This is a genomic window from Bradyrhizobium sp. AUGA SZCCT0169, assembly GCF_018130085.1.
Classification (GTDB): Bacteria; Pseudomonadota; Alphaproteobacteria; order Rhizobiales; family Xanthobacteraceae; genus Bradyrhizobium.
Genome location: NZ_JAFCMC010000026.1, coordinates 70,259 through 95,653 on the forward strand (window position 1 = coordinate 70,259; position 25,395 = coordinate 95,653).

Annotated in this window: 22 protein-coding genes; 8 read left to right on the plus strand and 14 right to left on the minus strand. The window is 63.7% G+C overall.

The features are described 5' to 3' along the window. Positions 1–74: 74 nt before the first annotated feature. The 4 genes from JQ609_RS24885 to JQ609_RS24900 are packed head-to-tail and all read right to left on the minus strand — an operon-like array spanning position 75 to position 3,148. Positions 75–881, minus strand: a complete 807-nt coding sequence (locus JQ609_RS24885; protein ID WP_283813888.1) for a molybdate ABC transporter substrate-binding protein — start codon at positions 879–881, stop codon at positions 75–77. Beyond that, on the minus strand, positions 881–1,708 hold the full coding sequence (locus tag JQ609_RS24890; RefSeq protein WP_212275403.1) for a substrate-binding domain-containing protein: 828 nt from the start codon (positions 1,706–1,708) through the stop codon (positions 881–883). The genes JQ609_RS24885 and JQ609_RS24890 overlap by 1 nt, the downstream gene beginning before the upstream one ends. Positions 1,709–1,730: 22 nt before the next feature. Next, positions 1,731–2,453 carry an ABC transporter ATP-binding protein gene (locus JQ609_RS24895; RefSeq protein ID WP_212275405.1) on the minus strand — a complete coding sequence of 241 codons (723 nt, stop codon included), beginning with the start codon at positions 2,451–2,453 and terminating at the stop codon, positions 1,731–1,733. A gap of 2 nt (positions 2,454–2,455) precedes the next feature. Next, complete coding sequence (locus JQ609_RS24900; protein WP_212275408.1) at positions 2,456–3,148, minus strand: ABC transporter permease; 693 nt, start codon at positions 3,146–3,148, stop codon at positions 2,456–2,458. Between the two features lie 96 nt (positions 3,149–3,244). Here JQ609_RS24900 and JQ609_RS24905 point away from each other — a divergent pair, with 96 nt between their 5' ends. Further along, positions 3,245–4,138, plus strand: a complete 894-nt coding sequence (locus JQ609_RS24905) for a helix-turn-helix transcriptional regulator (RefSeq protein ID WP_212275410.1) — start codon at positions 3,245–3,247, stop codon at positions 4,136–4,138. Positions 4,139–4,548: 410 nt separating this feature from the next. Here the strand turns inward: JQ609_RS24905 and radC are convergent, their stop codons facing one another. The 5 genes from radC to JQ609_RS24930 all read right to left on the minus strand — a co-directional run bounded on the left by radC (position 4,549) and on the right by JQ609_RS24930 (position 9,554). Beyond that, a complete protein-coding gene (radC, locus tag JQ609_RS24910; RefSeq protein ID WP_212275438.1) occupies positions 4,549–5,262 on the minus strand; it encodes a RadC family protein in 714 nt (237 codons plus the stop codon). A 127-nt stretch (positions 5,263–5,389) separates the two neighbouring features. Next, the gene (locus JQ609_RS24915) at positions 5,390–6,349 is read right to left on the minus strand and encodes an MBL fold metallo-hydrolase (RefSeq protein ID WP_212275412.1); all 960 of its coding nucleotides are present in this window, start codon (positions 6,347–6,349) and stop codon (positions 5,390–5,392) included. A 326-nt stretch (positions 6,350–6,675) separates the two neighbouring features. Continuing rightward, the gene (locus JQ609_RS24920) at positions 6,676–7,299 is read right to left on the minus strand and encodes an HAD family hydrolase (RefSeq protein WP_409411198.1); all 624 of its coding nucleotides are present in this window, start codon (positions 7,297–7,299) and stop codon (positions 6,676–6,678) included. Next, the gene (map, locus tag JQ609_RS24925; RefSeq protein ID WP_212275416.1) at positions 7,296–8,120 is read right to left on the minus strand and encodes a type I methionyl aminopeptidase; all 825 of its coding nucleotides are present in this window, start codon (positions 8,118–8,120) and stop codon (positions 7,296–7,298) included. Before map ends, JQ609_RS24920 begins: the two co-directional genes overlap by 4 nt. Before the next feature lie 117 nt (positions 8,121–8,237). Continuing rightward, positions 8,238–9,554 carry a mechanosensitive ion channel family protein gene (locus JQ609_RS24930; RefSeq protein ID WP_409411196.1) on the minus strand — a complete coding sequence of 439 codons (1,317 nt, stop codon included), beginning with the start codon at positions 9,552–9,554 and terminating at the stop codon, positions 8,238–8,240. A gap of 273 nt (positions 9,555–9,827) precedes the next feature. Here JQ609_RS24930 and JQ609_RS24935 point away from each other — a divergent pair, with 273 nt between their 5' ends. The 3 genes from JQ609_RS24935 (at position 9,828) to JQ609_RS24945 (ending at position 14,117) form a co-directional block, all read left to right on the plus strand. Then, on the plus strand, positions 9,828–11,621 hold the full coding sequence (locus tag JQ609_RS24935; protein ID WP_212275418.1) for a potassium/proton antiporter: 1,794 nt from the start codon (positions 9,828–9,830) through the stop codon (positions 11,619–11,621). Between the two features lie 199 nt (positions 11,622–11,820). Next, entirely contained in the window at positions 11,821–12,750 is a 930-nt protein-coding gene (locus JQ609_RS24940; RefSeq protein ID WP_212275420.1) for a glycine reductase, read from the plus strand. Between the two features lie 173 nt (positions 12,751–12,923). After that, complete coding sequence (locus JQ609_RS24945) at positions 12,924–14,117, plus strand: CaiB/BaiF CoA-transferase family protein (protein WP_212275422.1); 1,194 nt, start codon at positions 12,924–12,926, stop codon at positions 14,115–14,117. Positions 14,118–14,191: 74 nt separating this feature from the next. On the opposite strand, the gene JQ609_RS24950 is transcribed toward JQ609_RS24945, so the two are convergent. The 5 genes from JQ609_RS24950 to mepA form a co-directional block, all read right to left on the minus strand. After that, the gene (locus tag JQ609_RS24950; protein WP_212209674.1) at positions 14,192–14,488 is read right to left on the minus strand and encodes a hypothetical protein; all 297 of its coding nucleotides are present in this window, start codon (positions 14,486–14,488) and stop codon (positions 14,192–14,194) included. Between the two features lie 169 nt (positions 14,489–14,657). Continuing rightward, on the minus strand, positions 14,658–15,332 hold the full coding sequence (gene modC / locus JQ609_RS24955) for a molybdenum ABC transporter ATP-binding protein (protein WP_212275424.1): 675 nt from the start codon (positions 15,330–15,332) through the stop codon (positions 14,658–14,660). Between the two features lie 2 nt (positions 15,333–15,334). Next, the gene (gene modB, locus JQ609_RS24960; protein WP_212275426.1) at positions 15,335–16,030 is read right to left on the minus strand and encodes a molybdate ABC transporter permease subunit; all 696 of its coding nucleotides are present in this window, start codon (positions 16,028–16,030) and stop codon (positions 15,335–15,337) included. After that, complete coding sequence (gene modA, locus JQ609_RS24965; protein WP_212275428.1) at positions 16,030–16,815, minus strand: molybdate ABC transporter substrate-binding protein; 786 nt, start codon at positions 16,813–16,815, stop codon at positions 16,030–16,032. The genes modB and modA overlap by 1 nt, the downstream gene beginning before the upstream one ends. A gap of 180 nt (positions 16,816–16,995) precedes the next feature. After that, positions 16,996–17,943 (minus strand): penicillin-insensitive murein endopeptidase, encoded by a 948-nt coding sequence (gene mepA / locus JQ609_RS24970; protein WP_212275430.1) that lies wholly within the window; start codon positions 17,941–17,943, stop codon positions 16,996–16,998. Positions 17,944–18,233: 290 nt separating this feature from the next. Here mepA and JQ609_RS24975 point away from each other — a divergent pair, with 290 nt between their 5' ends. From JQ609_RS24975 to JQ609_RS24990, 4 genes are all read left to right on the plus strand, one after another. Then, complete coding sequence (locus JQ609_RS24975; protein ID WP_249128370.1) at positions 18,234–18,620, plus strand: L,D-transpeptidase; 387 nt, start codon at positions 18,234–18,236, stop codon at positions 18,618–18,620. Positions 18,621–18,997: 377 nt separating this feature from the next. Further along, entirely contained in the window at positions 18,998–20,173 is a 1,176-nt protein-coding gene (locus JQ609_RS24980) for an ABC transporter substrate-binding protein (protein ID WP_212275432.1), read from the plus strand. A 77-nt stretch (positions 20,174–20,250) separates the two neighbouring features. Further along, a complete protein-coding gene (locus tag JQ609_RS24985) occupies positions 20,251–22,362 on the plus strand; it encodes a methyl-accepting chemotaxis protein (protein ID WP_249128373.1) in 2,112 nt (703 codons plus the stop codon). 340 nt (positions 22,363–22,702) lie between these two features. Continuing rightward, positions 22,703–24,922 (plus strand): bifunctional diguanylate cyclase/phosphodiesterase, encoded by a 2,220-nt coding sequence (locus JQ609_RS24990; RefSeq protein WP_212209667.1) that lies wholly within the window; start codon positions 22,703–22,705, stop codon positions 24,920–24,922. The last annotated feature ends 473 nt before the right edge of the window (positions 24,923–25,395 follow it).

Consider the following 25,395-nt stretch of genomic DNA (forward strand, 5'->3'; position numbering starts at 1 on the left):
CAAGCCGCGCTGGACATGTTCGTCAGGCCTGATCGCGATGATATCCGATGAATCCCGCTGACCTGACTAATCCCCTATGGCGCCGCACCCGGCGCGGCAAATCCGTGCTTGGCGAGCAATTGCTGGCCCTCGGTGGAAAGAATGAACAACGCGAATTTGTAGGCAGGGGCCGACGCATCGTTGATCACGGTCAATCCGTAGTCGGCGCCGACCGCCAGCGCGTCGGGAAGGCCGACGATCTGCTGCGCCGGATTTTCCTTCTGCGCCGCCAGCGCGCCGGTGCAATAGGTCAGGAAGATGTCGGCGGCGCGCTGTGTGAGCAAATTGCAATAGATCGAACGGTCCGGAGGTGCCGGGGGGCTGGTCGGTCCACCGGTGAGCTGCAGCGACTTCTTGTCGAGCAGGGCGTAGGCGCCGGGTTTGATCCTGTCGGCCTTGCGAAACACTTCCCAGGCATAGTCGCCCGACGGGTCGGCGCGCGGCGTCGAGGTGCCGAGCTTGATCTCGGCGTCGAGCATCCGGTCGAGGAGCGTCGCGGGCTCGATCGCGAGCCCCGGCCTCGCCAATGCGCACAGCTTGTTGCGCGCGAACAGCACCGCCGGGCCGCTGCGTTTGGCGAGCGCCAATGCGCGCGGGTGCTCCATGTTGGCGGAGGCAAACACTTCCGCCCTGGTGCCGCCGGCGATCTCGTCCTTGAGCAAACCGGATGGACCGAATTTGGCCTTTACCTTGGTCCCGGTTGTCGCCTCGAAACCAGCTGCAATGTCAGTTAGCGCGCCGCGCAGGCTGCCGGCGGCATGGAGCAGCACCGGATCTTCTGCGGTGGCTGGCACTGACATCGATATGAGAACCACAAGGCTTGCAAGAGGGCGAATGCGCATCAGGCGCCGGGATCGCTGGCATTGGGATAGAACAGCTGCTCGCCGTTGATCTTGAAATCGGCGATCGCCTTCTGGCCCTCGCTTGAGACCAGCCAGTCAATGAATTGCTGGCCGAACTCCTGCTTGACGTTCGGATGCTTCGCCGGGTTCACCAGCATGACGCCATACTGGTTGAACAGCCGCTTGTCGCCTTCGACCTCGATGACGAGTTCGCCCTTGTTCTTGAATGAAAGCCAGGTGGCGCGATCGGTCAGCACATAGGCGTTTGAAGCCGCCGCGGTGTTGAGCGCGGCGCCCATGCCCTGGCCGATCTCCTTGTACCAAGGGCCCTTGTCCGCCGCGATGTCGATGCCGGCGACCTTCCAGAGATTGAGCTCGGCCTGGTGCGTGCCGGACTTGTCGCCGCGCGAAATGAAGTCGATGCCCTTGTCCTTGAGCGTCTTGAACGCGGCGTCGATGTCCTTTGATCCCTTGATGCCGGCAGGATCGCTTTTCGGGCCGACCAGGACGAAGTCGTTGTACATGACAGGGTAACGCTTGACGCCAAAGCCTTCGCTGAGGAATTTTTCTTCCGCCGCCTTGGCGTGGACGAACAGCACGTCGGCGTCGCCGCGGCGGCCGGTATCGATCGCCTGGCCGGTGCCCTGTGCAACCACCTTCACGTCGATGCCCGTCTTGTCCTTGAACATCGGCAGCAGGTGGCCGAACAGGCCGGAATCCTGCGTCGAGGTGGTCGACGCCACCAGGATCGATTTGTCCTGCGCGAAAGCGGAGCCGGCGAAAACGGCGCTGACGGCGATCGCCATCAGCAAGCGGCGAGTAAACATTTCATGTCCTCCAAAAGATCAGTCAAACGAGCAGTTCGCCGGCGAGGAACGTTTTCGCTTCGCCGGTTTGCGGTGTGTTGAAGAACGACGCGGCCGGGCCGGTTTCGACCACGCGGCCGCGGTGAAGCATGACGATGTCGCCCGCCAGCCGCCGGGCTTCGCCGAGGTCATGGGTCGCCATGACGATTTTGATGCCGCGCTGGCTCACCGCGTGGACGATGTCCTCGATCGCCTTGGTGGCGGCGGGATCGAGGCTCGCGGTCGGCTCGTCCAGAAAAAGGATGGCGGGATCGCGCGCGAGCGCGCGCGCCAGCGCAAGCCGCTGCTGTTCGCCGCCCGACAGCCGGCGCGCGGGACGATCGGCCAGTTGGCCGAGGCCGACCAGCGCCAGCAATTCATCGATCCGGCTTTGCTGCTCCGTTCGCGCGACATAAGACGCGCGCAGGGCGTAGCGGATGTTGCCGCTTGCGCTACGCCGCAGCATGGCCGGGCGCTGCAGCACGATGGCGCGCCGCGTCGGCGGGACATCTTCCCGTCCTCCCCACGTCACGCGCCCCTGTGATGGCCGCACCAGACCCATCGCCGTGCGCAGCAGCGTGCTCTTCCCCGAGCCGTTCGGGCCGATCAGAATGGTCGGCCTCCCCGGGTTCAGCGTGAGGCTGATGCCGTCGAGGAGCGTCACCGCCCCGGCGGCGACGGTGACGTTCTCGAACCTGATCGGCAGATCGGAAATTGGTGCGCGCATGGTCACCCCGCCATCCGCTCGCCCGCGCGGCGGGCGGTCCAGGCGAGCGCGTTGACCGCGATCACGATCACGATCAGCACCATGCCGAGTCCGACGGCCAGCGGCAGGTCGCCCTTGGACGTTTCCAGCGCGATTGCGGTCGTCATGGTGCGGGTGAAGCCGTCGATATTGCCGCCGACAATGATGATCGCGCCGACCTCGGCCGCTGCCCGGCCAAACCCGGCGAGGAGTGCGGTGACTAGGCTAAACCGCGCGTCCCAGATCAGCGTCGCCACCCGGCCGACCGGGCCGACATTCATCGCATTGAGTTCGTCGCGGTATTCGAGCCACAGATCTTCGATGGTCTGGCGCGTGAGGGCCGCGATGATCGGGGCCACCAGCACCGTCTGCGCGATCATCATCGCCTTCGGCGTGAACAGCAGGCCCCATGAGCCGAGCGGGCCCGCACGCGACAGCGCCAGGAAAACCGCCAGCCCGACCACCACCGGCGGCAGGCCCATCAGCGCGTTGAGCACGATGATGACGGCCTGACGGCCGGGAAACTGGATCAGCGCCAGCGCTGCGCCGAAGGGGATTCCAATCAGGGCGGCAAGGACGACGGCGGAAAGGCTCACGATCAACGACAGCCGCACGATGGCCAGCAGCGCTGGGTCACCGGTCAGCACCAGTTGAAGCGCAGAAACATCGCCCGGCATCGAAATCCATCCTTCTGCGCATCTTGTGCAGAAGCCGCGGTTATGGTCAAATTTCGTAACCTATTCATATTAATGCATGTCTGTGCTTGTTTGCCCATGGCCGATCTGCTCACCACCGACGAGGCCGCGATCTACCTGCGTCTGTCCGAGCGCAAGCTCTACGAGCTGGTCGCGCAAGGCGTCGTGCCGTGCACCAAGGTGACGGGACGGTGGCTGTTTCCGCGCGCGGCGCTTGACCGCTGGGTGACGGCCGGCCTGATCGCGCCGGCGGCGCTCACCCATGTCGCAGCCCCTCCGATCCTTGGCGGCAGTCATGATCCCCTGCTGGAATGGGCGCTGCGCGAGAGCGGCTGCGGTCTCGCGAGCCTGCCGGAAGGCAGCGAAGAAGGATTGCGGCGGCTGACGCGCGGCGAGGTAATGGCCGCGGCGATCCATTTGCACGCCCAGGAAGATGGTGCGGATGACGAGCAGGTGAATATCGCAACCGTTGCCGGCGCACCGGGGTTGCACGATGCCGTCGTGATTTCGTTTGCGCGGCGCGAGCAAGGCATCCTGGTCGCACCTGATAATCCACTGAAGTTGAGCGATATTGCATCGGTCGCGCGGACCGGCGCGCGCATGGCGCAGCGTCCGCTCGGTGCCGGCGCGCAACTGCTGCTGCTCGCGCTGCTGGCCCGCGCCGGGCTCGCAGCCCACGATGTCAGCTTGTTGAAGCCGGTGTGTCCGACCGGGACCGACATCGCGCAGGCGGTGCGCTCGGGCCGCGCCGATTGCGGGATTGCAACAAGGTCGGTCGCGCTCGCCGCCGCGCTCGAATTCCTGCCGCTGACATGGGAGAATTTTGACCTGGTGCTGCGGCAGCGCGATTACTTCCTGCCCGGGCCGCAGCGCCTGTTCGGCTTCCTGCGCTCGGCGGCGTTCCGCGAGCATGCGACAGAACTTGCAGGCTACGACATCGACCGTGTCGGCGAGGTTCTGTTGGTGAATTAGTTTCTGCCGGGCCGGGCCCAATGCTCCCTTGTCAATATCAGACGCATGAGTTCGGCCTGACGCGTCGTGCCGGTTTTCGCAAAGATCCGATGAAGACGGGTCCGTGCCGTCGCAATCTTGATCCCAAGCCGGTCCGCGGCGGTCTGAAGGCTGCTGCCCTGGATTAATTCGTGAATGAGTCCGACTTCCGCCGGCGTAAGCCCGAACTTCTTCTGCAGTTGCCGTGGCGCTGTTCGATGGCAGACGCGTTCATGGCTCGATCAATTTTCGCTGGATCAGGACGGCGTTCACGGTGGAGGATTTTGCAGCCCGGCACCTTGCCGATCTGCAGAATGCCGCGCGCGAGATCGTGAGCTCTGTGCAGAGGCCGGCAAGGTAGCTGATTGGCTTCGCGCCTGAAGGCCGTCTTGCTAGATCAGCCGCATCCCCTTCAAACTTGCATGCCCGTTCTTGCCCACAATGATGTGGTCGTGCACGGAGATGCCGAGCGGAGCTGCGATGTCGACGATCGCCTTGGTCATCTGGATGTCCGCCTGCGAGGGCGAGGGATCGCCGGACGGGTGGTTGTGCACCAGGATCAGCGCGGTCGCCGATAATTCCAGCGCGCGCTTGATCACCTCGCGCGGATAGACCGGGGTGTGGTCGACGGTGCCGGTCTGCTGCACCTCGTCGGCGATGAGTTGATTGCGTTTGTCGAGGAACAGCAGGCGAAACTGTTCCTTGTCGGCGAATGCCATGCTGCTGCGGCAATAGCCGATCACGTCGTTCCAGGACGACAGCGCGATGCTGCGCTTGATCTCGCCTTTTGCCACCCGGCTTGCGGCGGCGGCGAGCAGCTTGATCTGCTGGATGGACGCATCGCCGATCCCCTCGACTTCGCGCAGGCGCGCTTCCGGCGCGTGGACGACTTCGGCAAAGGAGCCGAACTTCTTCAGCAGCAGTTTGGCCAGCGGCTTGGTGTCGCGCCGGGGCAGGGCGGGGAATAGCGCCATCTCCAGCAGCTCATAATCGCTGAGCGCGTCCGGCCCGGCGCTGTAGAAGCGCTCGCGCAGCCGCTCGCGATGGCCGTGGTAATGCGGCGTCTCGGCGGGTTCGGCATTGGGATCGCTATTCTTGGCGGGCATCGGCATCAAGCATGCCGTGCCGGCCAGCTTTTGCAACTCTGAAGTGCGGGGCGGCGGCGGATTTCGGATAGAGAAAAGGCGCCGCACGCCATGCGGCGCCTTCCACTCGTTTCGGACCAGGGCGCGATCAGGCCTTCACGGCCGCGAACGCATAGCCGTTGCCGTCCTTCGACAGGGTGCCGACATTCGGGAAGCCGAAATGATAGCCGGCGATCATGCCCTTCTCGGCGATGATACGATCGAACAGAGCGCGGCGCGTGGCTTCCGCCTTCGGGCCATCGGCATCGAAGCTGGAGAACCAGCCGGGATTCCTGACGAACAGCTGGTGCATGCCGGTGACGTCGCTCTGGATGTAGAGCTGCTGTCCACCGGAGGCCACCAGGAAGGACATGTGTCCGACAGTATGGCCAGGCGTGGCGATCGCCTTGACGCCGGGCGCGAGGTCGGCGCCGTCATTATATTGCTTGATGTTCTTCCAGGTCGGGAACGTTGCCTGGATGCGCTTGACGATCGGACGGTTGGCTTCCGGCAACTTCTCGACCAGCGCCGGATCGGTCCAGAACTTGTACTCGGCCTCGGGCATCATGATTTCCGCGTTCGGAAATACCGGCGCGCTGGTCTCCTTCACCCACAGGCCGGAGATGTGGTCGCCATGAAAATGCGAGATCACGACCGTGGAGACGGTCGCGGGATCGAGGCCGGCAGCCTTCATATTGTCGGCGAGCTTGCCCACGGTGGCCGGACCGTTGCCGCCAAATCCGGTATCGAACAGCACGACCTTGCCGCCGGTCCGGATCGCCGTGACGGTAAAGGGGTTGTCGATCTTGTCTGGCCCGATGCCCGCCGCGCTCAGCGCCTTCTTGACGTCGTCGAGCGAGGCATTCTTGACCATCGCTTCAGTGACGGTGCGTTCGACGGAGCCTTCATGCAGGCTGAACACCTCGATGTCGCCGACCTTGTATTTGAGGCTGTCCGCGGCGCGCTGCGCGTGTGCCGCATCGATAAACGAAACCGGCCCCTTGAGGCCGAATACGAGCGCAGCCCCCGTGCTCCCGAGAATCAGATCTCTGCGTGAAACCTCGAACATTGTTCTTGCTCCCTTGGTTGATCGCCCGTCGGAGGCCCCGACTGAGAGCGTCCGCGTCGAGTTCTACCCCGTCGCGCGCGGCGTATTCCGCAAGGATTCAACTCAAGGGATCGGCATCTTGCCGCAGGAGCGCACACGGCAGGATTGGTATTGAGAACCATTTGCAACAAGCGGCGTCGGCCGTCGTTCTCACGGCATCGGCATCGGCATCCAGCGTCCCGTGCCGTTGCAATCATGACTAACCGGAACGGCAGGAATTAGTTGGCCGGGGCTTCCATCCTCCCGATGATCTCCCCGACCTGATGCAGGTCGGCGGCCACCAGCGTTCAAAGCGCTGCGATCTCCGGCGTCGGCGCCACGACATCCGGTACCATGATCACCATGGCGCCGGTCGCGTGCGCTGCGCGCACGCCGTTGAAGGAATCTTCGAGGACCAGGCAATCGCGGACCTCGAACCCCAGCGCTGACATCGCCTTCAGGTGAACGTCCGGATGCGGCTTGCCGCGGGCCACGTCGTCTCGCGCGGCGACGGTGCGGAAGAAATGTTCGACCTCGCAGCGGTTCAGATGATGAAGCGCTTCCTTCCGCGTCATCGAGGTCCCGACCGCCATTGGCATGTCCGCCCGTGCCAGTGCTGCCAGCAATTCTGATGCGCCGGTCTTCAAGGGAACGCCGGCATCCAGGATCGGACCAAGCCGTGCCGAGACTGCGGCCATATAGGCAGGGAGCGGAAATGCCGTGCCATGGTCGGTGCGAAGCTGCGCTTCCAGCTCAAGGCCGAGCAGCCCGACCAGCGACAGCACATAGTCTTTCGAGACGACGTGTCCGACATCATGGCCGGCTCCACCATGGCGCTGACATAGGCGGGAATAGTGTCGATCAGCAGGCCGTCCATATCGAAGACGACGGCCTTCGGCTTGGGAGGTAGGGTTACGCGCCGGTCCAATTATGCCTTGGCCAGAGGCTTCTCGGCGTGGCGTTGCGACAGCGTGAAGATTTCGACGCCATCGGCGGTTACGCCGACCGAGTGCTCGAACTGCGCCGACAGCGAGCGGTCGCGCGTCACCGCGGTCCAGCCGTCGGACAGGATCTTCACATGCGGCTTGCCGAGATTGATCATCGGCTCGATGGTGAAGAACATGCCGGGCTTCAGCGCCACGCCTTCGCCGGGCCGGCCGATATGGATGATGTTCGGCTCGTCGTGGAACATGCGCCCCAAACCATGGCCGCAGAAATCGCGCACCACGCTCATGCCTTGCGGCTCGACAAAACTCTGGATGGCGTGGCCGATGTCGCCGGTGGTGGCGCCGGGTTTTACGGCGGCAATACCGCGCATCATCGCCTCATAGGTGATCTCGATCAGCCGTTCGGCCTTGCGGGCGATCGGGCCGATCGCATACATGCGGCTGGAATCGCCGTACCAGCCGTCGACGATGAAGGTGACGTCGATATTGACGATGTCGCCTTCCTTCAGCGCGCGGTCGCCGGGCATGCCGTGGCAGACCACGTGATTGATCGAGGTGCAGGTCGAATAGCGGTAGCCGCGATACATCAGCGTCGCCGGGTAGGCGCCGTGGCTGAAAGCGAAATCGCGGACGAATTCATCGATCCGCGAGGTAGGAATGCCTTCCTTGACGATGTCGGTGAGCTCGTCGAGGCATTTGGCGACCAGGGCGCCGGCCTTGCGCATGCCGGCGAAACCGCTCGCGCCATGCAGCTTGATCTGTCCGGTCTTTCGCAAGGAGGTATCGGTCGCTTCGATATAGCTCATGGGCGGGTCATGCTTCGGAATTGAGGGCGTCAAAGGCTGATTTGCCGCCTAATTTAATGATCGCAGCTTGCAGTGCAAGCCAAGGTTCGAGGCCGGGGGGCATCTAAACGCTTGATTTCAGCTGGAAACCTCAACCACGGATTCGACCGGCAGCGCGCCGCCCCGGACCCGGATTTCACGCACCGGGTAGGGAACCCGGATGCCCTCGCGCTTGAAGGCATCCCACAGCGCCAGCATGACGTCGCTCTTTACGGTGTCCATGCCGTCGGGGTCTGATATCCAGAAGGTCAGGGAGAATTTCATCCCGGCCTCGGCAAACTCGGTCAGGATGCAGTTCGGCGGCTTGTTCTTGATGGCGCGCGGCGCCGCCGCGGCGATCTCGATGGCCAGCTTGCAGACCAGCCGCGGATCGGCGTCGTAATTGGCGCCGAACAGCACCTTCACCAGCGTATTCTTGTCGGTATAGGTCCAGTTCACCACCTTCTGGGTCACCAGATCCTCGTTCGGGATCAGGAATTCGCGGCCGTCGCCGGCGGCGACCGAAATGTAGCGCGTCTTCATCGCGCTGATCCGCCCCGAACTGTCGCCGATGGTGACGAGATCGCCGGGCTTCACCGACTTGTCCGCCAGCAGGATGATGCCCGAGATGAAATTGGCGACGATCTTCTGCAGGCCGATACCGATACCGACGCCGACCGCGCCGGAAAATACCGCGAGCGCGGACAGATTGATGCCGACGGCGCTGAGCGCGATGATGACCGCCAGCACCATCAGGCCCATCCGAATCATCTTCACCAGCAGCACCTGGATCGACGGCGTCAAATCCGCGGAGCGGGTGATCCGGCTTTCGACGAAGTTGCTGGCGATGTTGGTCAGCCATAGCGCCACGATCAGCAAGGCGCCGAGCTTGATCAGGACTAGCGGCGTCAGCCGCAATCCGCCGAGCACGATCGAGGCCGCATCCGAATCCAGCAAGTCCAGGGTCGGTTGAAGCTGGCCGACGACGCTGAGCGCGGCGACCAGCCACGCCGACAGCGACACCAGGCGGACGATGAACTCGTTGCGAATGACCGATGTCACGAGGCGAATGACCAGCCAGGCCAGCGCCAGCTTGGCGGAGACCGCCAAGAGATAGCTGCGGCTCGGCCAGGTCGAGTGGACCATTGCGATGCGGGCGGCGATCATCAGAACGGCGAACACCGCGGTGGAAGCGCTGAAGATCAGCACGCGGGCGAAGTGCCGAAGCGGCAGCGGCAAGCCCATCGCGAACGAGGTCATGTCGATGCGCGAACGAATCGCCGCGTCGCAAGCATAGGCGATGCCTGCGCCGGCGAGGATCAGGCCAAACTGCAGATAGAACCACGGCGAGGTGACTTCCGCGCCGAGCGACCGGGCGGTGGTGAGCAGCAACTCGATAATCTCTTTCGGATCCATCGGCAAAATCTCGTTCGGGGCAAGTTGCTTATCCAGCTGCCCCATCATGCAAAATTGATTCGAAGCGCTGGCAGATTCCCACAAGCACGCTGCGGATGCCATCGATACAAGACGTCCGCAAGGGCAAGTTAGGCCGATAAACCGGGCACATTGCCGCTATCCGGAGAAATGGGTTGGCGTTCAACTGTGGCGACGATAAGGATGCAATTGCAAGTATTTGCCCAACATTGCAGCGGTGCAAACCTTCTCTAGATTCGAGGCTTACCTGGATTCATGGCTTCTCTCGATTCAGTAAGTCTGGCGATTTTGCTCGGAGCCGTCCTGATCATGGCCGGAATTCTCTCGAGCCTGCTGGCGCTGCGCTTCGGCGCGCCATTGCTGCTGGTCTTCTTGATGATCGGCATGCTGGCGGGCGATTCCGGGCCCGGCCAGCTCAGCTTCGACGACGTACGCTCGACCTATCTGGTGGGGTCGGTGGCGCTGGCGCTGATCCTGTTCGACGGCGGTCTGAAAACTCGGTTTCAAAGCATCCGTGCGGTGCTGGCGCCGTCCACGGTGCTGGCGACGGTCGGCGTGTTGCTCACCGCCCTGGTCACCGCGCCATTCGCCAAATACGTGCTCGATCTGAACTGGAGCGAGTCGCTGCTGGTCGGCGCCGTCGTCGCTTCGACCGATGCGGCGGCGGTATTCCTGCTGGTGCATGCGCAGGGCCTGCGGCTGCGCCCCAGGGTCGGTGCGACACTGGAAGCCGAATCCGGCACCAACGATCCGTTCGCGGTCTTCCTTACGCTGATGCTGGTGCAGTACATTTCGCTCGGTCAAAGCTCGGCCGCGCATATCGCGTTGGAATTCGTGCGTGAAGCCGGGCTCGGCGCCGTCGTCGGCGTGATCGGCGGCCGTCTGGTGGTGGTCGGGCTCAATCGCGTGGCGCTGCCGCAAGGCCTGCATGCGCCCTTTGTCGCCACCGCGGCGCTGGTGATTTTCGGGGCGGCGCAGATCGCGCACGCCAGCGGCTTTCTCGCGGTCTATCTCGCCGGCATCATCATCGGCAACCGGCCGACGCGCGCGCATAATTCGGTGGTGACGTTCCTCGATGCCGCGACCTGGCTGGCGCAGATCGTGATGTTCGTGATGCTCGGCCTCTTGGTGTCGCCGCAGCGGCTGGTGAGCAGCATCGGTCCGGCCGTGCTGGTGGCGCTGGTGCTGATGCTGCTGGCGCGGCCGCTGGCGGTGTTTCTCTGCCTCGCGCCGTTTCGTTTCAACTGGCGGGAAAAGCTCTTCATCGCCTGGACCGGCCTGCGCGGCGCGGTGGCGATCTTCCTGGCGTCGATCCCGATGCTGGTGGGGCTGTCGAAGGCCTATCTCTATTTCGACGTCGCCTTTGTCGTCGTCTTCATCTCGCTGCTGCTGCAGGGCTGGACGCTGGCGCCGGCGGCGCGGCTGCTGCATGTGGCGCTGCCGCGCGCGGACCGTGGCCCGCGCCGCGTGGAGCTCGATCTGCCCGGCCAGCTCGAGCAGCAACTGGTCGGCTATCCCGTTCGTTCAAAGAGCCTGTACTTCCGGCGCGGGCTGATCCCGTCCTGGTCGAAGCCGACGCTGGTGATCCGTGACGAGCGGATCCTCTCGCCCCCCGAGGCCGATCCGATTGCACCCGGGGATTACATCTATCTGCTGGCCCCGCCGGAAAAGGCGGAAGCACTCGACCGGTTCTTTGTCGATATGCCGCCGAGCACGGCGCCCGATCCGCATCTGCTCGGTGATTTCACGGTGTCGGGCGAGCACACGCTGGGCGAACTCGCTGCGATCTACGGCGTTGCGGTCGGTGAAGAGCAGGCCAAGCTGACGCTGGCGGATCATTTCGACATCCATCTCGACCACGCGCCAAAGGAAGGCGCCGAGCTGGTGCTGGATCCCATCGTCCTGGTCGCGCGCAGCATCAGTGGCGGCCGGGTCAACGTCATCGGCCTGCGGCTGCCCGAGGAAGAGGAAGTAGGCGTGCCCCTGACGAGAGGCCAGCGATTCAAGCGCAAGGTTGCGGATATCTGGTCCCAGGTCGCGGGGGTGTAGGACGGATTGGAGCCCATCGATCCGCGCAAGGCGCGGACCGGTGGGCGTAATCCGCCGATTGTGGCTCAAGTTGGCGGATTACGCCTTCGGCTCCAATCCGCCCTACGAACTGAGCGGCCATCTAATATCCGCTGTTGAGCAACAGGCGAACACTCATTAGCTTGGGCCCAACGCTAAGGGAAACGCAGGAGACACAACAATGTCCGGCCCGTCCGACGATCAACTTGGCTTTGCGCCCGACTACGATTCCGCGGTCCCGTATATGCAGCGGACCCGCGATTATTACGCTGCGATCGGCTACACCACGCCCTACCGCTGGGCGCATTACGTCGATGCGCCATTCCAGCCTTTGAAAAAGCCGCTGGCGCAATCGCGGGTGACCATCGTTACCACAGCCGCGCAATATGACCCCACCAAGGGCGATCAGGGGCCGGGTGCTGCGTATAATGGCAGCGCGAAATTCTACACGGTGTATGACGGCGATACTTCGAAACAGCACGACCTGCGGATCTCGCATATCGGCTATGACCGCAAGCACACGTCAGCAACCGACAGCGGCACCTGGTTTCCGCTGCCGCAGCTTCTGAAGGCGCAAGCCGCGGGGCGGATCGGCGAGGTGGCGCCGCGCTTCTTCGGCGCGCCGACCAATCGCAGCCATCGCGTCACTATCGACACCGACGCGCCTGACATCCTCGCGCGTTGTCTCGCCGACAAGGTCGATGTCGCCGTGCTGGTGCCGAACTGCCCGGTGTGCCACCAGACCTCGGCATTGGTCGCGCGCCATCTCGAAGCCAATGGCATCGCCACCGTGGTGATGGGCTGCGCCAAGGACATCGTCGAGCACGCCGCCGTGCCGCGCTTCCTGTTCTCGGATTTCCCGCTCGGCAATTCCGCCGGCAAGCCGCAGGATGTGGCGTCACAGGCGCAGACGCTCGAACTGGCGCTGCGCCTGCTGGAAACCGCGTCCGGCGCGCGCACCACAATGCAATCGCCGCTGCGCTGGAGCGACGATGCCTCCTGGAAGCTCGACTACAACAACATCGCGCAGATGAGCCCGGAAGAACTGGCACGGCGCCGGGCCGAATTCGACAAGCAGAAAGAAATCGCGCGCGGCAACCGCGCAGCGTGAGGCCGTCTTCCTTCTCCCCTTGTGGGAGAAGGTGGCGCGAAGCGCCGGATGAGGGGTCTCTATCCTCATCTCGAAATGTTGCCGTGAGGAGAGAACCCTCACCCGTCGCCTCACTTCGTGAGGCGCCACCCTCTCCCACAAGGGGAGAGGGAAGAAAGCGAGGAGGACCTCCATTGACCCGACCGTTCGAAGGCGTGAAGATTCTCGACTTCACGCAGGTGCTGGCCGGCCCCTATGCGAGCTACCAGCTCGCGCTGCTCGGCGCCGATGTCATCAAGGTGGAGCGGCGCGAGGGCGAGGACATGCGGCGCACGCCGCTCTCCCGCGAATGGGCCGAGCGCGGTCTGGCCCCGGGTTGGCAGGCGATCAACGGCAACAAGCGCAGCCTGACGCTCGACCTGCAAAAGCCGGAGGCGATCGCGATCGTCAAGCAGCTCGCGGCGCAGGCCGACGTAGTGATGGAGAATTTCCGTCCCGGCGTGATGGACAAGCTCGGCATCGGCTATGCGGCGCTCTCGGCGATCAACCCGCGGCTGATCTATTGCGCGATTTCGGGGTTTGGCCAGACCGGTCCGGCGCGGCTTGGCGCCGGCTATGACGGCAAGATCCAGGCTCTATCAGGCATCATGTCCATTACGGGCCACGCCGAGACCGGACCGACCCGCGCCGGCTTTGCGGTCTGCGACGTGTTGTCCGGCTCGACCGCGGCGTTCGGTGTCTCCAGCGCGCTGTTCCAGCGTACCCATACCGGCAAGGGACAGATGGTCGACGTCTCCATGCTGGAAGCGACGCTGGCGTTTCTTTCAGGTCAGGTGGCGGATTACGCGGTTGCCGGTCATCGCCAGCAACTCTCCGGGAATCAGGCCGTCAGCCGCCGGCCGACCGCCAATCTGTTCAAGGCCGGCGACGGTTATCTCCTGCTCGCCGTCAACAGCGAGAAGCAGTACCAGTCGCTGATGAAGGCGCTCGGCCGCGCCGATGCGTTGGAAGACCCGCGCTTCGTCGACTGGTTCGCCCGGCAGGAAAACGAGCCGGCATTGCGCGCCATCATCGAGGATGCGCTGTCGAAGAAGGACCCGCGCGAATGGGAGACCATCCTGGAAGCAGCCGGCGCGCCCTGCGCCAGCATCTGGAAGGTCGAGGAAGTGATCGATCATCCGCAGATCGCAGCGCGCGGCGCGATTCAGGAAATCGACACGCCCTATGGCCGGCTTCGTTTTGCCGGCAGCGGGTTTCAGCTCGCCCATGGCGGCGGCAAACTCGACCGCATGGCGCCCGAACTCGGCGCACATACCGATGAGGTGCTGGCCTCGCTCGGCTACGACGCGGGCGCGATTGCGGATTTGCGAGCGCGCGAAATTGTTTAGGTGAGTTGACGCAACCCTGCAAAAGGGAGAAGGCCCCAGCCTTCGGCTGAGGCCTTCTTGCGACGGCCGTCAGCTTACAGATAGCGGCCGCAGACGTAGATGCGACGCGGTCCGAAGTCGGTCCACACCGTCCGCCAGCAGCTTCCGCCGATGTAGAACGAGCCGAAGTGGTGGTGGCCGTGGTGATGATGACCGTGGTGGTGATGATGGCCATGACCGTGATGATGATGACCATGATGATGGCCGTGATGGCCATGACCGTGATGACCACCATGACCGTGGCCACCCTTACCACCGGCCGAAGCCGGGGCAACAGCAGCAGCGGTCAGTGCGATCGCGGCAGCAGCTGCAAGAGCGATTTTACGGAACATAGTTGTAGTCTCCATTGTGCTAGGCGTGATTGCCTGATGCGCTTATGAGACGCGTCGCCCGCGAAAATAGTTCGAAGGATTTTTCTGAACGGGTGTTCAGGAAGTGCCTATAAACACTGGATTTCTTGGATTCTGCGCCGATCGAACGTGATCTGGATCACGGACGATATCAAGCAGGCGTGCTGCCCGTCAGCACCTTGACGCCGCCGAGCGCGGTGACGCGTCCGTTGCGCAGCATCACGATCTGCGTCGCGAGCTGGCGAAGCTCCGCGGCATCGTGGCTGACATAGACCATCGGGATGCCTTCGTCGCGCAGCCGGATCAGATAGGGCAGGATTTCGACCTTGCGTCCCTCGTCGAGCGATCCCAGCGGCTCATCGAGCAGCAGCAATCGTGGCTTCGATAACAGCGCGCGGCCGAGCGCGACGCGCTGACGCTCGCCGCCGGAGAGTTTTCCGGGCCGGCGATCCAGCAGGCCGCCGATGTCGAGCAGATCGGTGATGCGCGCATGCTGCGCGGGATCTTCAATGAGGCGGTTCATGCGCCGGCCGTAGTCGAGATTTTGCCGCACGTCGAGATGCGGAAACAGCCGGGCATCCTGGAACACGTAGCCGATGCGGCGACGGTGCGGCGGCACGTGCGCGCCCGTCGAGGTGTCGTCGAGCGTTTCGCCGTCGAGGGTGATGACGCCGCGGTCGGGCCGCAGCAAGCCCGCGATCATGTTGATCAGCGAGCTCTTGCCGGCGCCGGACGCGCCAAACAGGCCGGTGACGCGGCCCTCGCTGGTGAACGAGGCTTCCAGCGAGAACTCGCCAAGCTGCTTTGTGACCTCGACGCGCAGCATGGTCAGTTCCCGTGCAGGCGCTGCGTGGCGCGCCGTGCGAACCACTCGGATGCGATCAGCGCACCCATCGCGATCACGATGGAGATCAGCACCAGCCGCCCCGCCGCGCGGTCGCCGTCGGGTGTCTGGATCAGCGAATAGATCGCCGAGGAAATCGTCTGGGTTTCACCGGGAATGTTCGACACGAACGTAATGGTGGCGCCGAACTCGCCGATCGCCTTGGCAAAGCCGAGCACCATGCCGGCCAGTATGCCCGGCAGCGCCAGCGGCAGGGTGACGGTCGCAAACACCTGCCACGGTGCCGCGCCGAGCGTGCTCGATGCCTGTTCAAGCCGGCGGTCGATCGCCTCGATCGACAGCCGGATCGGCCGCACCAGCAGCGGAAACGACATCACGCCGCAGGCCAGCGCAGCTCCGGTCCAGCGAAACGCGAACACGATGCCGAGATTGTCGGCCAGCCACGCGCCGACCATGCCGCGGCGGCCGAAGGTGAGCAGCAGCAGATAGCCGGTCACGACCGGCGGCAGCACCAGCGGCAGATGGACCAACGCATCGAGGATCGACTTGCCCCAGAAATTTCGCCGCGCCAACAGCCACGCCAGCGCGATGCCGAACGGCGTCGCCACCAGCGTTGCGATGATGGCGACCCGCAGAGAGAGCAGGATCGCCGTCCATTCCGTCGGCGAGATATCGAACATCAGGTCGAGGGGCTGACCAGGAACTTGAAACCGTATTTCTCGAGGATGTTCTTGGCCGCGGTCGAGCGCAGGAAGGCAAGATAATCCGAGGTTTCCGGTTTCGCGGTCGCAGTCGCCGCGACGGGATAGATGATCGCGGGATGGGAATCGCCCGGGAAGGTGCCGACGACCTTGACGCCGGGCTCGACCCTGGCGTCGGTGGAGTAGACGATGCCGAGTGTGGCTTCACCGCGCGCCACCAGCGTCAGCGCCGCGCGCACGCTGTCGGCCATCGCGAATTTCGGCTCGGCCGCCTGCCAGGCGCCGAGTTTCTCCAGTGCCGCTTTGGCATATTTTCCGACCGGCACGGATTTAACGTCGCCGGTCGCGATCTTGCCGTCACCCGCGAGCTTGGCGAGATCGAAGCCCGCGCCGATGTTCACGTTGTCGATCCTGGAATCCTTCGGCGCGATCAGCACGATGGAATTGCCGAGCAGGTTGACCCGGGTCGGCTCGTTGATGTTCTTTTTGCCGATCGCGTAATCCATCCAGTCGGTGTCGGCGGAGATGAACACGTCGGCCGGTGCGCCCTGTTCGATCTGTTTTGCCAGTGCCGAGCTCGCGGCGTAGCTTACCGTGATCTTGACGCCGGTCCTCGTGGTATAGGCGGCGTCGATGTCATCGAGCGCATTCTTCATCGAGGCGGCGGCGAACACCGTAATGGTCTTGTCCTGTGCGGCAGCGGGCGATTGGATCGCGCCAAACAGAATGAAAAAGGCGGCAAAAATTCCGGCGGGACGATGCATGTTGGCGCTCCGTGCGAGTCTGCGGCGCGGCTCGCGCGCGCAAATCAGGTATTGGTTGGGTCAGGGATGCGACAGGCGGAAGCGCCGTTCCGGCAATCCCGATGACTTACGGTCGGTCGGGATATCGCGCGGCCGAGCTTACAGCATTGTTGGGGCGGCGCAAAGGCTCCGCGCCGCCAGCTATTGCTTTGCATCCGGTGCGGTCAGCACCGCTTTGCAGGCCGGGGGAAGCTGCGCCATCGTCATCGGCGGTTTTGGTTTCGGCGGAATGAGCGGCGGTTTCGGATGGAGAACTGAGTCCTTGAACCAGAAGGCGAGGTCGCCGGCGCTGCAGCCTTCGCCTTCGGTCGGATCGGGCTGGCTCTCGCATTCGCCGGCGCCGGGCGGGCATTTGATGCGGATGTGGAAATGATAGTCGTGGCCGTACATCGGCCGCACCTTGTGCAGCCAGCTGCGATCGCCCTTGGCTTCGCGGCACAGCGCCTTCTTGATCGCGGCATTGACGAAGATGCGCTGCACCGCCGGCTCCTGCGCGGCGGCGCGGATCACCACCAGATGGCCTGGTGTGAACACTTTGGGATCGATGTCGAGCCGGTCGGAGCGCACCATCATGACAGCCGACATTTCCTCGCGCTCGTTGCGCGACAACCGGCGGTTCGGCATCGGCGTCAGCCAGATGTCGGCATCTAACCCCACCTGATGGCTGGCATGGCCTGTCAACATCGGGCCACCGCGCGGCTGCGACATGTCGCCGACCAGAATGCCGGGCCAGCCGGCATCTCTGTGCGCCTTGTTGGCCAGCCGCCTCACCAGCGCGACCATGTCGGGATGCCCCCAGTAGCGATTGCGCGACAGCCGCATCACCTGCCAGGTGTCGCCGTTGATCGGCAGTCCCTCCGCGCCCGCGATGCAGCCATGGGCGTAAAAGCCCAGCACCCGCGTCGGCGTCGCTGCCGGCAGCAGCTTGCGGCCGAACAACTCCTTGGCGGCGATGTTGGGATCGTTGGGGTTGGCCAGCGGCGGCAGCGGCTTGGGATCAACGCTGCCTTTGTCCTGCGCCCATGCCAGGGTGGCATTGGCGAGACCGATCAAAACCAGGAGCGAGATCAGAATCAGGCGGGGTGTCATCGGATCACTCTAGCTGCCCAAGACGTAACATGGAATCGGCCGCGCGGGACAACCGTACCAATCGCAATTGTTTGATCTCCCACAGCATCTGCACGCAGCATTTCCACGCTATTCCGGTCGCCCCGGGTTAAGATTAATTCGGACCCTTCGCGCCCGGCCGGGCCGCCGCTCTTTACAGGGGCGCGTTTCCAAAACACATCATGCCGCCATTAGAGAGCTTTTTTTGACGGCAGGGCGTCATTATGAAATTTCGATTGGGTTTGCGGCTGTCATGTATGGCCGCGATTTTCATGTCGGCATTGGCACTGAGCCCGGCACGCGCCGCGGTCGTGGTCCAGATCGACAAATCATCCCAGCGCATGGCCGTCAGCATCGACGGCGCGACGCGGTACAGCTGGCCGGTCTCGACCGGCCGCAGCGGCTATGGCACGCCGAGCGGCGTATTCCGTCCGCAATCGATGCATCGACATTACTTCTCGCGCAAATATTACAATTCGCCGATGCCGCACGCGATCTTCTTCCATTACGGATTCGCCATTCACGGCACCACGGATATCAAGCGGCTCGGCGGCCGCGCCTCGCATGGCTGCGTCAGGCTGCACCCGTCGCATGCGGCGGCGCTGTTCGCGCTGGTACAGCGCAACGGCCAACGCAATACGCGGATCCAGATCAACTAAGCTATCGTGTCGAAGAACAAGCGGGACTGCGTCGCACGGACAGGCGATCAGCTTAACCCTTCGATAACCTTGCCGGTCCCCGCTGGAATTCCGGACACTTGTCGCTGATCCGCGCAAGTGGCGATTCACGCTCGGGTATTCCCTGCCAATTTTGATTGGGCCGCGATCGCCTTGTGCGGGCTGCGTGTTCACGGCTGCAACTCCGCCGCGAACCTCGCCTCGATCGCGCAACCGTACAAATACGCACCGCTCAAATCATTAATCTGTTCTGAAGCTATCTGGCTCACAATCGCAACGCAGTGTTGCTGTGTCGTCATGCCAACGATGACCGGGCCAGCAGATCCGTTCGACCATTACACCCGCCAAAGGACAATCATATGCGAGCTACTCCGTTCAACGCCTTCCTTGCTGCGTCGGCTGTTCTCCTCGCGACCAGCATTCCCGCATCCGCCGAAAACGGTGTGTCGGCCGACAAGATCGTGTTTGGTCAAGCCGCGGCGCTTGACGGTCCGGCCTCGGCCTTGGGCCAGGGCATGAAGATCGGGCTGGAAGCGGCCTTCGCCGAGATCAACAAGGCCGGCGGCGTCAAGGGCCGCAAGCTCGAGCTCAAGAGCGTCGACGACGGCTATGAGCCGACCAGGTCGATCGAAGCGGCCAAGAAGCTGCTGGAAGAAGACAAGGTGTTCGCGCTCGTCGGTGCGGTTGGCACCCCGACCTCAGCCGCCACCCAGCCGATCGCAACGGCGGCAGGCGCGCCCTTCATCGGTGCTTTCACCGGCGCCGAATTCCTGCGCGAGCCGCACAAGCCGCTGGTGATGAATATTCGCGCCAGCTACTTCCAGGAAACCGAAGCCATGGTCGAACGGGTGACCAAGGACCTCGGCGCGACCAGGATCGCGATCATGTACCAGGACGACGCTTTCGGTCAGGCCGGCCTTGCCGGCGTCAAGAAGGCGCTCGAAAAGCGGCAGATGCAGCTTGCCGGCGAAGGCACCTTCGAGCGCAACACGGTGGCCGTGAAAGCCGCGCTGCTGGCCATCAAGAAGGTCGAGCCCCAGGCCGTGATCATGATCAGCCCCTACAAGCCCGCGGCTGAGTTCATCAAGCTGGCGAAGCAGATCAAGCTCGACGCCACTTTCGTGAACATCTCCTTTGTCGGGTCCGATGCGCTTGCAAAGGAACTCGGCGCTGCCGGCACCGGCGTCGTAATCACGCAGGTCGTTCCGTTCCCGAAGGATGCGGCGATCCCGGTGGTCGGGCGCTACCATGCTTCGCTCAAGGCCAGCGCGCCCGATGCCCAGCCCGGCTTCGTTTCGCTCGAGGGTTACCTCGTCGGCCGTGCGATTGCCGCCGCGCTCGAGAAGGTTGATGGCGACCTCACCCGCCAGGCCATGATCGACGCCGTGCAAAAAGCCGGCAGCCTCGATCTCGGCGGCTTCAAGCTCTCCTACAGCCCCACCAGCAACCGCGGCTCGAATGAAGTGTTCCTGACCGTGATCCAGGCGGACGGCAGCTTCAAGGCGGTCGACCGGCTCGAGAAGTCCGGATCGTAAGTTCAGAAAGTCGCGAGCACCGGGGTAACACCCGGCTGCTCGCGGCACGATTTTGCTTTGTTGATTGGAGTTTTGCGATGAACGTGTCGTGGTATCGCCTCGGCCTTCGCGGTCGCCTGTTTATGGCCTTTGGCGTCGTCGCCGCACTCACGGTGCTGGCGAGCGGCAGCGCGATCATCTCCTACGACAGCCTCGGGCGTTCGCTGGGCGCGATCTCCGAGAAGAGCCTGCCTGAGATCACGCGGGCCTCCGAGGTCGCCAGGGCCGCCGGCGACGTCGCCGCCGCGGCACCCCGCCTTCTCGCCGCGACCGATCAGGCCGAGCGCGATCACGCTTCCAAAATCTTGACCGCGGCGCGTCAGGAGCTCAAGCAGAGCATCGGCGCGCTCGCCGCCGACGACGTCGCCAAAGTCAGCAAGACCGCCGATCGCATCTTGGTCAATCTCGACCGGCTGTTGCAATCTGTCACCGAGCGCCAGACCATTGCCGCCTCGCGCGACGCGCTGGTCGCGAACTTGCGCAAATCGCATCAGAAGCTTGCCGAAAAACTGGCGCCGATGGCCGATGACGCCGGGTTCAGCCTGACGATGGGCCTGCAGACCGCGGCCGACAACAAGGATCTGGAAGTCGTTCAGAAGACGCTGTCGGCGCTGGCCGACAACGAACTGGCATCGCTGCAAGCCATTCTGGAGTTGCGTGCGGAATCCAATTTGATACTGGGAATCCTGGTGGAGGCCGCCGACCTGCCGTCCGCCGATCTGCTGCCGCCGGTCAAGGACCGCTTCACGGCGACCGCGGGCCGCCTTGGCAAGGCAGCCGCGACCTTCAAGAATCCCGAAGCGTCGAAACTGGTCGACGAACTGGTCAAGACCGGCAAGGATGCCGGCAACATTTTCGAGCTCAAGCAACGCGAACTGGTGGCCGCGAAGGCCGGCGCCAACGTGGTGACGGAGAATCGCACGCTCGCCCAGGAGTTCGAGAAGGAAGTCGCCAGCCTGCGAAAGCGCAGCGAAGCGGGCGCCGCCACCGCGGTCCGTGAATCGGAGGCGGAGATCGGGCAGGGACGCATCATCCTGATCAGTCTTGCGCTCGTCAGCCTTTTAACGGCGCTGGTCATTGGCTGGTACTATGTCGGGCGCGGCGTCGTGCGCCGTCTGGTGCATCTGCAGAACAGCATGAAGTCGATTGCCGCGGGCGATCTGGCGGCCAATATCGCGACCGGCGGCTCGGACGAAATCGCCGACATGGCAGGCGCGCTGCAGGTCTTCAAGGACAACATGCTGGAATCGAACCGGCTGCGCGCCGAACGTTCGGAAACCGAAAAGCAAGCGCATGCTCAGCGCAAGGCGGAAATGCAGAAACTGGCGGCCGAATTCGAGGCCGCGGTCGGCGAGATCGTGCAGACGGTATCCTCGGCCTCAACGGAGCTGGAAGCCTCGGCGACCAGTCTGGCCCGGACCGCCGAAGAGACGCAGCAGCTCTCCGGCAGGGTGGAGGCGGCGTCCGAGGAGGCCTCCTCAAACGTCAGGTCGGTCGCCGCCGCGACGGAAGAAATGACCGCATCGGTCGCCGAAATCAGCCGTCAGGTCGAGGAGTCGAACCGGATCGCCGGCGAAGCCGTCACTCAGGCTGAAATGACCGACGCCCGCATCAACGAGCTGTCGAAGGCCGCCTTGCGGATCGGCGACGTCGTCAATCTGATCACCACGATCGCCGAACAGACCAATCTCCTGGCGCTCAACGCCACCATCGAGGCGGCGCGCGCGGGTGATTCGGGACGGGGCTTTGCGGTGGTCGCGCAGGAAGTCAAAGCGCTCGCCGCGCAGACCGCCAATGCAACCAAGGAAATCAGCAGCCAGATTGCCGGGATGCAGGTGGCGACCCAGGAATCGGTTCTGGCGATCAAGCAGATCGGCACCACCATCGGCCGGATCTCGCAAATCGCGGCGACGATCTCGAACTCCGTGGATCAGCAGGGTAGCGCCACGCAGGAGATTGCGCGCAATGTCGAGCAGGCGGCAGTGGGCACCTCCGATGTCGCCACCAACATTGTCGATGTGAACCAGGGTGCCCGCCGGACCGGCTCCGCTTCCGCGCAGGTTCTTTCCTCGGCCCAGTCGCTGTCCGGCGAAAGCAACCGCCTCCGGCTGGAAGTCGGCAAATTCCTCGACACGGTGCGCGCGGCTTAATCCCTTTGGACCGCTTGCATTGTGCGGCGATCAGCGCCGGCTTAACGCTTCAATAACCGTGTCGACCATTGGCGCATATTGATGCGCCAGCGCGAGATTTCGCGCATTCCGTGTGCAATCCGAATGCGTGTCGCGTGCTTTCGTGCGCTGGATGAGATTCTGCGTGTGCATCTGCGTTTGGTCTCGCGCACCTGTTGCAGCGGCACACGCATAGCGTGAACCAGCCTTTTTAGCGGGCACCGGAGAGCCGGGCGCGGGGCGCTTCGAACCGGCAAGAGATACCATTTTTTCAGACACTTATCGGAGAACGTTGCACGCAGAAGGCGGATGAGACGCAGCAATGCCGAAGATAAGGCCAAAGACAATCAAGAAACCAAAGCGGACCTCGATTGCTCGCCTGTTCGGTCGACCGGTAAAACCCAGCCCAAAGCTTTCAGCTGATCGCCGCCAAGGTCCCACCGAGCGCAGCGAAATCGTGCGCACGCGCGCCGAGGCGGAGGCCGCGATTGCTGACGCGCGCAAATCGCACGAACGGCTGCGCGAGGCGATCGACATCCTGCCCCAGGGCATCGTGTTTCTCGACGCCGAAGGCCGCTACATTCTCTGGAACAAGAAGTATGCGGAGATCTACAACCGCAGCTCGGATCTGTTCGAGCCGGGCGCGCGGCTGGCGGACACCATCCGTGTCGGCGTCGAGCGCGGCGATTATCCGGAAGCGATTGGCCGCGAGGAGGAATGGCTCACTGAGCGTCTGACCAGGCTTCACCAGCCGGGCGATCGTCACGAGCAGACACTGGCCGATGGCCGCGTCATCCTGATCGACGAGCGGCTGACCGAAGACGGCGGCGTCATCGGCCTGCGCGTCGATATTACCGAGTTGAAACAGCGGGAGGCGTCATTCCGCCTGCTGTTCGACAGCAACCCGGTGCCGATGATCGTTTGTTCGCTGGATGGCGAGCGCATTCTCGGCGTCAACGACGCCGCGGTCCAGCACTACAGCTATAGCCGCACCGAGTTCGAGCGACTGACGATCCGCAGTCTGCAGGCGTTCGATCCGGAATTGCCGTGGGCGGGCGATCGCAGCAGCGACGAACAGGCGGCCCGGACCTGGAAGCATGTCAGGGCCGACGGCGCCTTGATCGATCTGGCGATCTATTCGCGCCAGCTGGTTTACGGCGACCAGCCAGCCGTGCTGCTGGCGTTGATGGACATCACCGAACGCAAGCGCGCCGAAGCGCGGCTGGCCTTCATGGCCCAGCACGACGGCCTGACCGGATTGCCGAACCGCACCCTGCTGCGTCAGCAGATGGACGATCTGCTGCTGCATACGCGACGCAGCGCCGAAAAGGTCGCGGTGCTGGTGCTCGGCCTCGACAATTTCAAGGCGGTCAACGATACGCTCGGCCACGGCATCGGCGACAAGCTGCTGCGCGGCGTCGCCAAGCGCCTGCGATCGACGCTGCGTGAGGAAGACGTGCTGGCGCGCCTCAACTCCGACGAGTTCGCGATCGTCCAGAGCGGGGCGACGCGCCCCGAAGACGCCGTGCTGCTGGCCAGGCGTCTGCTGGAGGCGATCGGCGATCCCTATCTGCTCGACGGCCATTCGGTGGTGATCGGCGCCAGCATCGGCATCGCGATGTCGCCCGGCGATGGCGACGAATCCGAGAGATTGCTGAAGAACGCCGACATGGCGCTGTCGCGCGCTAAGAACGAGTTCCGCGGTACGTTCAGCTTCTTCGAAGCCGAAATGGACGCCCGCGCGCAGTCCCGCCGCAAGATCGAGATCGAGCTGCGCCATGCGATCGAGAACGATCTGCTGCGGCCGCATTATCAGCCGCTGGTCGATCTTTCGACCGGGCGCATCACCGGTTTCGAGGCGCTGGTGCGCTGGCCGCATCCCGAACGCGGCATGGTCTCGCCCGGCGAGTTCATCCCCGTCGCCGAAGAGACCGGCCTGATCAACGCCGTCGGCGGCTTGATGCTGCGCCGGGCCTGCATGGATGCGGCGCAATGGCCCGACGACGTCCGCGTCGCGGTCAACCTGTCGCCGCTGCAGTTCCGCGTCGGCAATCTGCTGTCGATGGTGATGGAAACGTTGAAGCAAACCGGTCTGGCGGCGACGCGGCTCGAACTCGAGATCACCGAGACCCTGGTGCTGGAAAAGAGCAGCCAGGTGCTGGCGACGCTGCATGCGCTGCGCTCGCTCGGCGTCCGCATCTCGATGGACGATTTCGGCACCGGCTATTCCAGCCTGAGTTACCTCCGCAGCTTCCCGTTCGACAAGATCAAGATCGACCAGTCGTTCGTGCGCGATCTCGGCTCCAACCGCGATGCGCAGGCGATCGTGCGTTCGATCATCAGCCTCGGCAAGGGCCTCGGCGTCACCATCACCGCCGAAGGCGTCGAGACCGAAGCCGAACTGAGCTGCCTGCGCAATGAAGGCTGCCACGAAGGCCAGGGCTTTCTGTTCAGCCGTGCCCGCCCCAATGCCGAGATCATCAGCCTGCTGAAGGCGCAGCGCGGCGAGGGGGCCGAGGTGGATGCGGCGCTGGTGGCGTAGGCCCGCGTCTAACCACCCGTCATTGCGAGCGCAGCGAAGCAATCCATAGCCAGCCCCGGGAGGGGTGGATTGCTTCGCTTCGCTCGCAATGACGGCTGAGTGCGGCAAATTGACCCGACGGGCAAATCAGTTCTGGTTTACGGAAATCGTGTCAATTAGAAAACTTCTGTAAATCAAAAATATTTCTGTTGTCGGTCGACCCAAATCAGTGCGCATCTATCGCCATCCCGTCCTGGTCAGAAGGGCGTCGGCCGTCGTCACGGACGTTGGGCGGGTTGCGGTGGACGCTGGTTTGCGCCTCGACGAGGGCGTGGATAAGCGTACGGCAAAACCGTGTGGTCCTGGCGCCCGTTGCAGGCGTCAAGCTGTCGGAGAAGCGCAAGCGGGAACGGCAGCGACGGAGTCAACCAAGAACTCGTCTCCGGGGAGAGCACGGCATAAGCCGTAAAGCCATTGCGCAGGGAAGGCCGGGT

Bases quoted from the DNA above. Each gene is read 5' to 3' on its own strand.
- JQ609_RS24885 (WP_283813888.1), bottom strand. From the start codon at position 881: ATGCGCATTCGCCCTCTTGCAAGCCTTGTGGTTCTCATATCGATGTCA.
- JQ609_RS24890 (WP_212275403.1), bottom strand. From the start codon at position 1,708: ATGTTTACTCGCCGCTTGCTGATGGCGATCGCCGTCAGCGCCGTTTTC.
- JQ609_RS24895 (WP_212275405.1), bottom strand. From the start codon at position 2,453: ATGCGCGCACCAATTTCCGATCTGCCGATCAGGTTCGAGAACGTCACC.
- JQ609_RS24900 (WP_212275408.1), bottom strand. From the start codon at position 3,148: ATGCCGGGCGATGTTTCTGCGCTTCAACTGGTGCTGACCGGTGACCCA.
- JQ609_RS24905 (WP_212275410.1), top strand. From the start codon at position 3,245: ATGGCCGATCTGCTCACCACCGACGAGGCCGCGATCTACCTGCGTCTG.
- radC (WP_212275438.1), bottom strand. From the start codon at position 5,262: ATGCCCGCCAAGAATAGCGATCCCAATGCCGAACCCGCCGAGACGCCG.
- JQ609_RS24915 (WP_212275412.1), bottom strand. From the start codon at position 6,349: ATGTTCGAGGTTTCACGCAGAGATCTGATTCTCGGGAGCACGGGGGCT.
- map (WP_212275416.1), bottom strand. From the start codon at position 8,120: ATGAGCTATATCGAAGCGACCGATACCTCCTTGCGAAAGACCGGACAG.
- JQ609_RS24930 (WP_409411196.1), bottom strand. From the start codon at position 9,554: ATGGATCCGAAAGAGATTATCGAGTTGCTGCTCACCACCGCCCGGTCG.
- JQ609_RS24935 (WP_212275418.1), top strand. From the start codon at position 9,828: ATGGCTTCTCTCGATTCAGTAAGTCTGGCGATTTTGCTCGGAGCCGTC.
- JQ609_RS24940 (WP_212275420.1), top strand. From the start codon at position 11,821: ATGTCCGGCCCGTCCGACGATCAACTTGGCTTTGCGCCCGACTACGAT.
- JQ609_RS24950 (WP_212209674.1), bottom strand. From the start codon at position 14,488: ATGTTCCGTAAAATCGCTCTTGCAGCTGCTGCCGCGATCGCACTGACC.
- modC (WP_212275424.1), bottom strand. From the start codon at position 15,332: ATGCTGCGCGTCGAGGTCACAAAGCAGCTTGGCGAGTTCTCGCTGGAA.
- modB (WP_212275426.1), bottom strand. From the start codon at position 16,030: ATGTTCGATATCTCGCCGACGGAATGGACGGCGATCCTGCTCTCTCTG.
- modA (WP_212275428.1), bottom strand. From the start codon at position 16,815: ATGCATCGTCCCGCCGGAATTTTTGCCGCCTTTTTCATTCTGTTTGGC.
- mepA (WP_212275430.1), bottom strand. From the start codon at position 17,943: ATGACACCCCGCCTGATTCTGATCTCGCTCCTGGTTTTGATCGGTCTC.
- JQ609_RS24975 (WP_249128370.1), top strand. From the start codon at position 18,234: ATGTCGGCATTGGCACTGAGCCCGGCACGCGCCGCGGTCGTGGTCCAG.
- JQ609_RS24980 (WP_212275432.1), top strand. From the start codon at position 18,998: ATGCGAGCTACTCCGTTCAACGCCTTCCTTGCTGCGTCGGCTGTTCTC.
- JQ609_RS24985 (WP_249128373.1), top strand. From the start codon at position 20,251: ATGAACGTGTCGTGGTATCGCCTCGGCCTTCGCGGTCGCCTGTTTATG.
- JQ609_RS24990 (WP_212209667.1), top strand. From the start codon at position 22,703: ATGCCGAAGATAAGGCCAAAGACAATCAAGAAACCAAAGCGGACCTCG.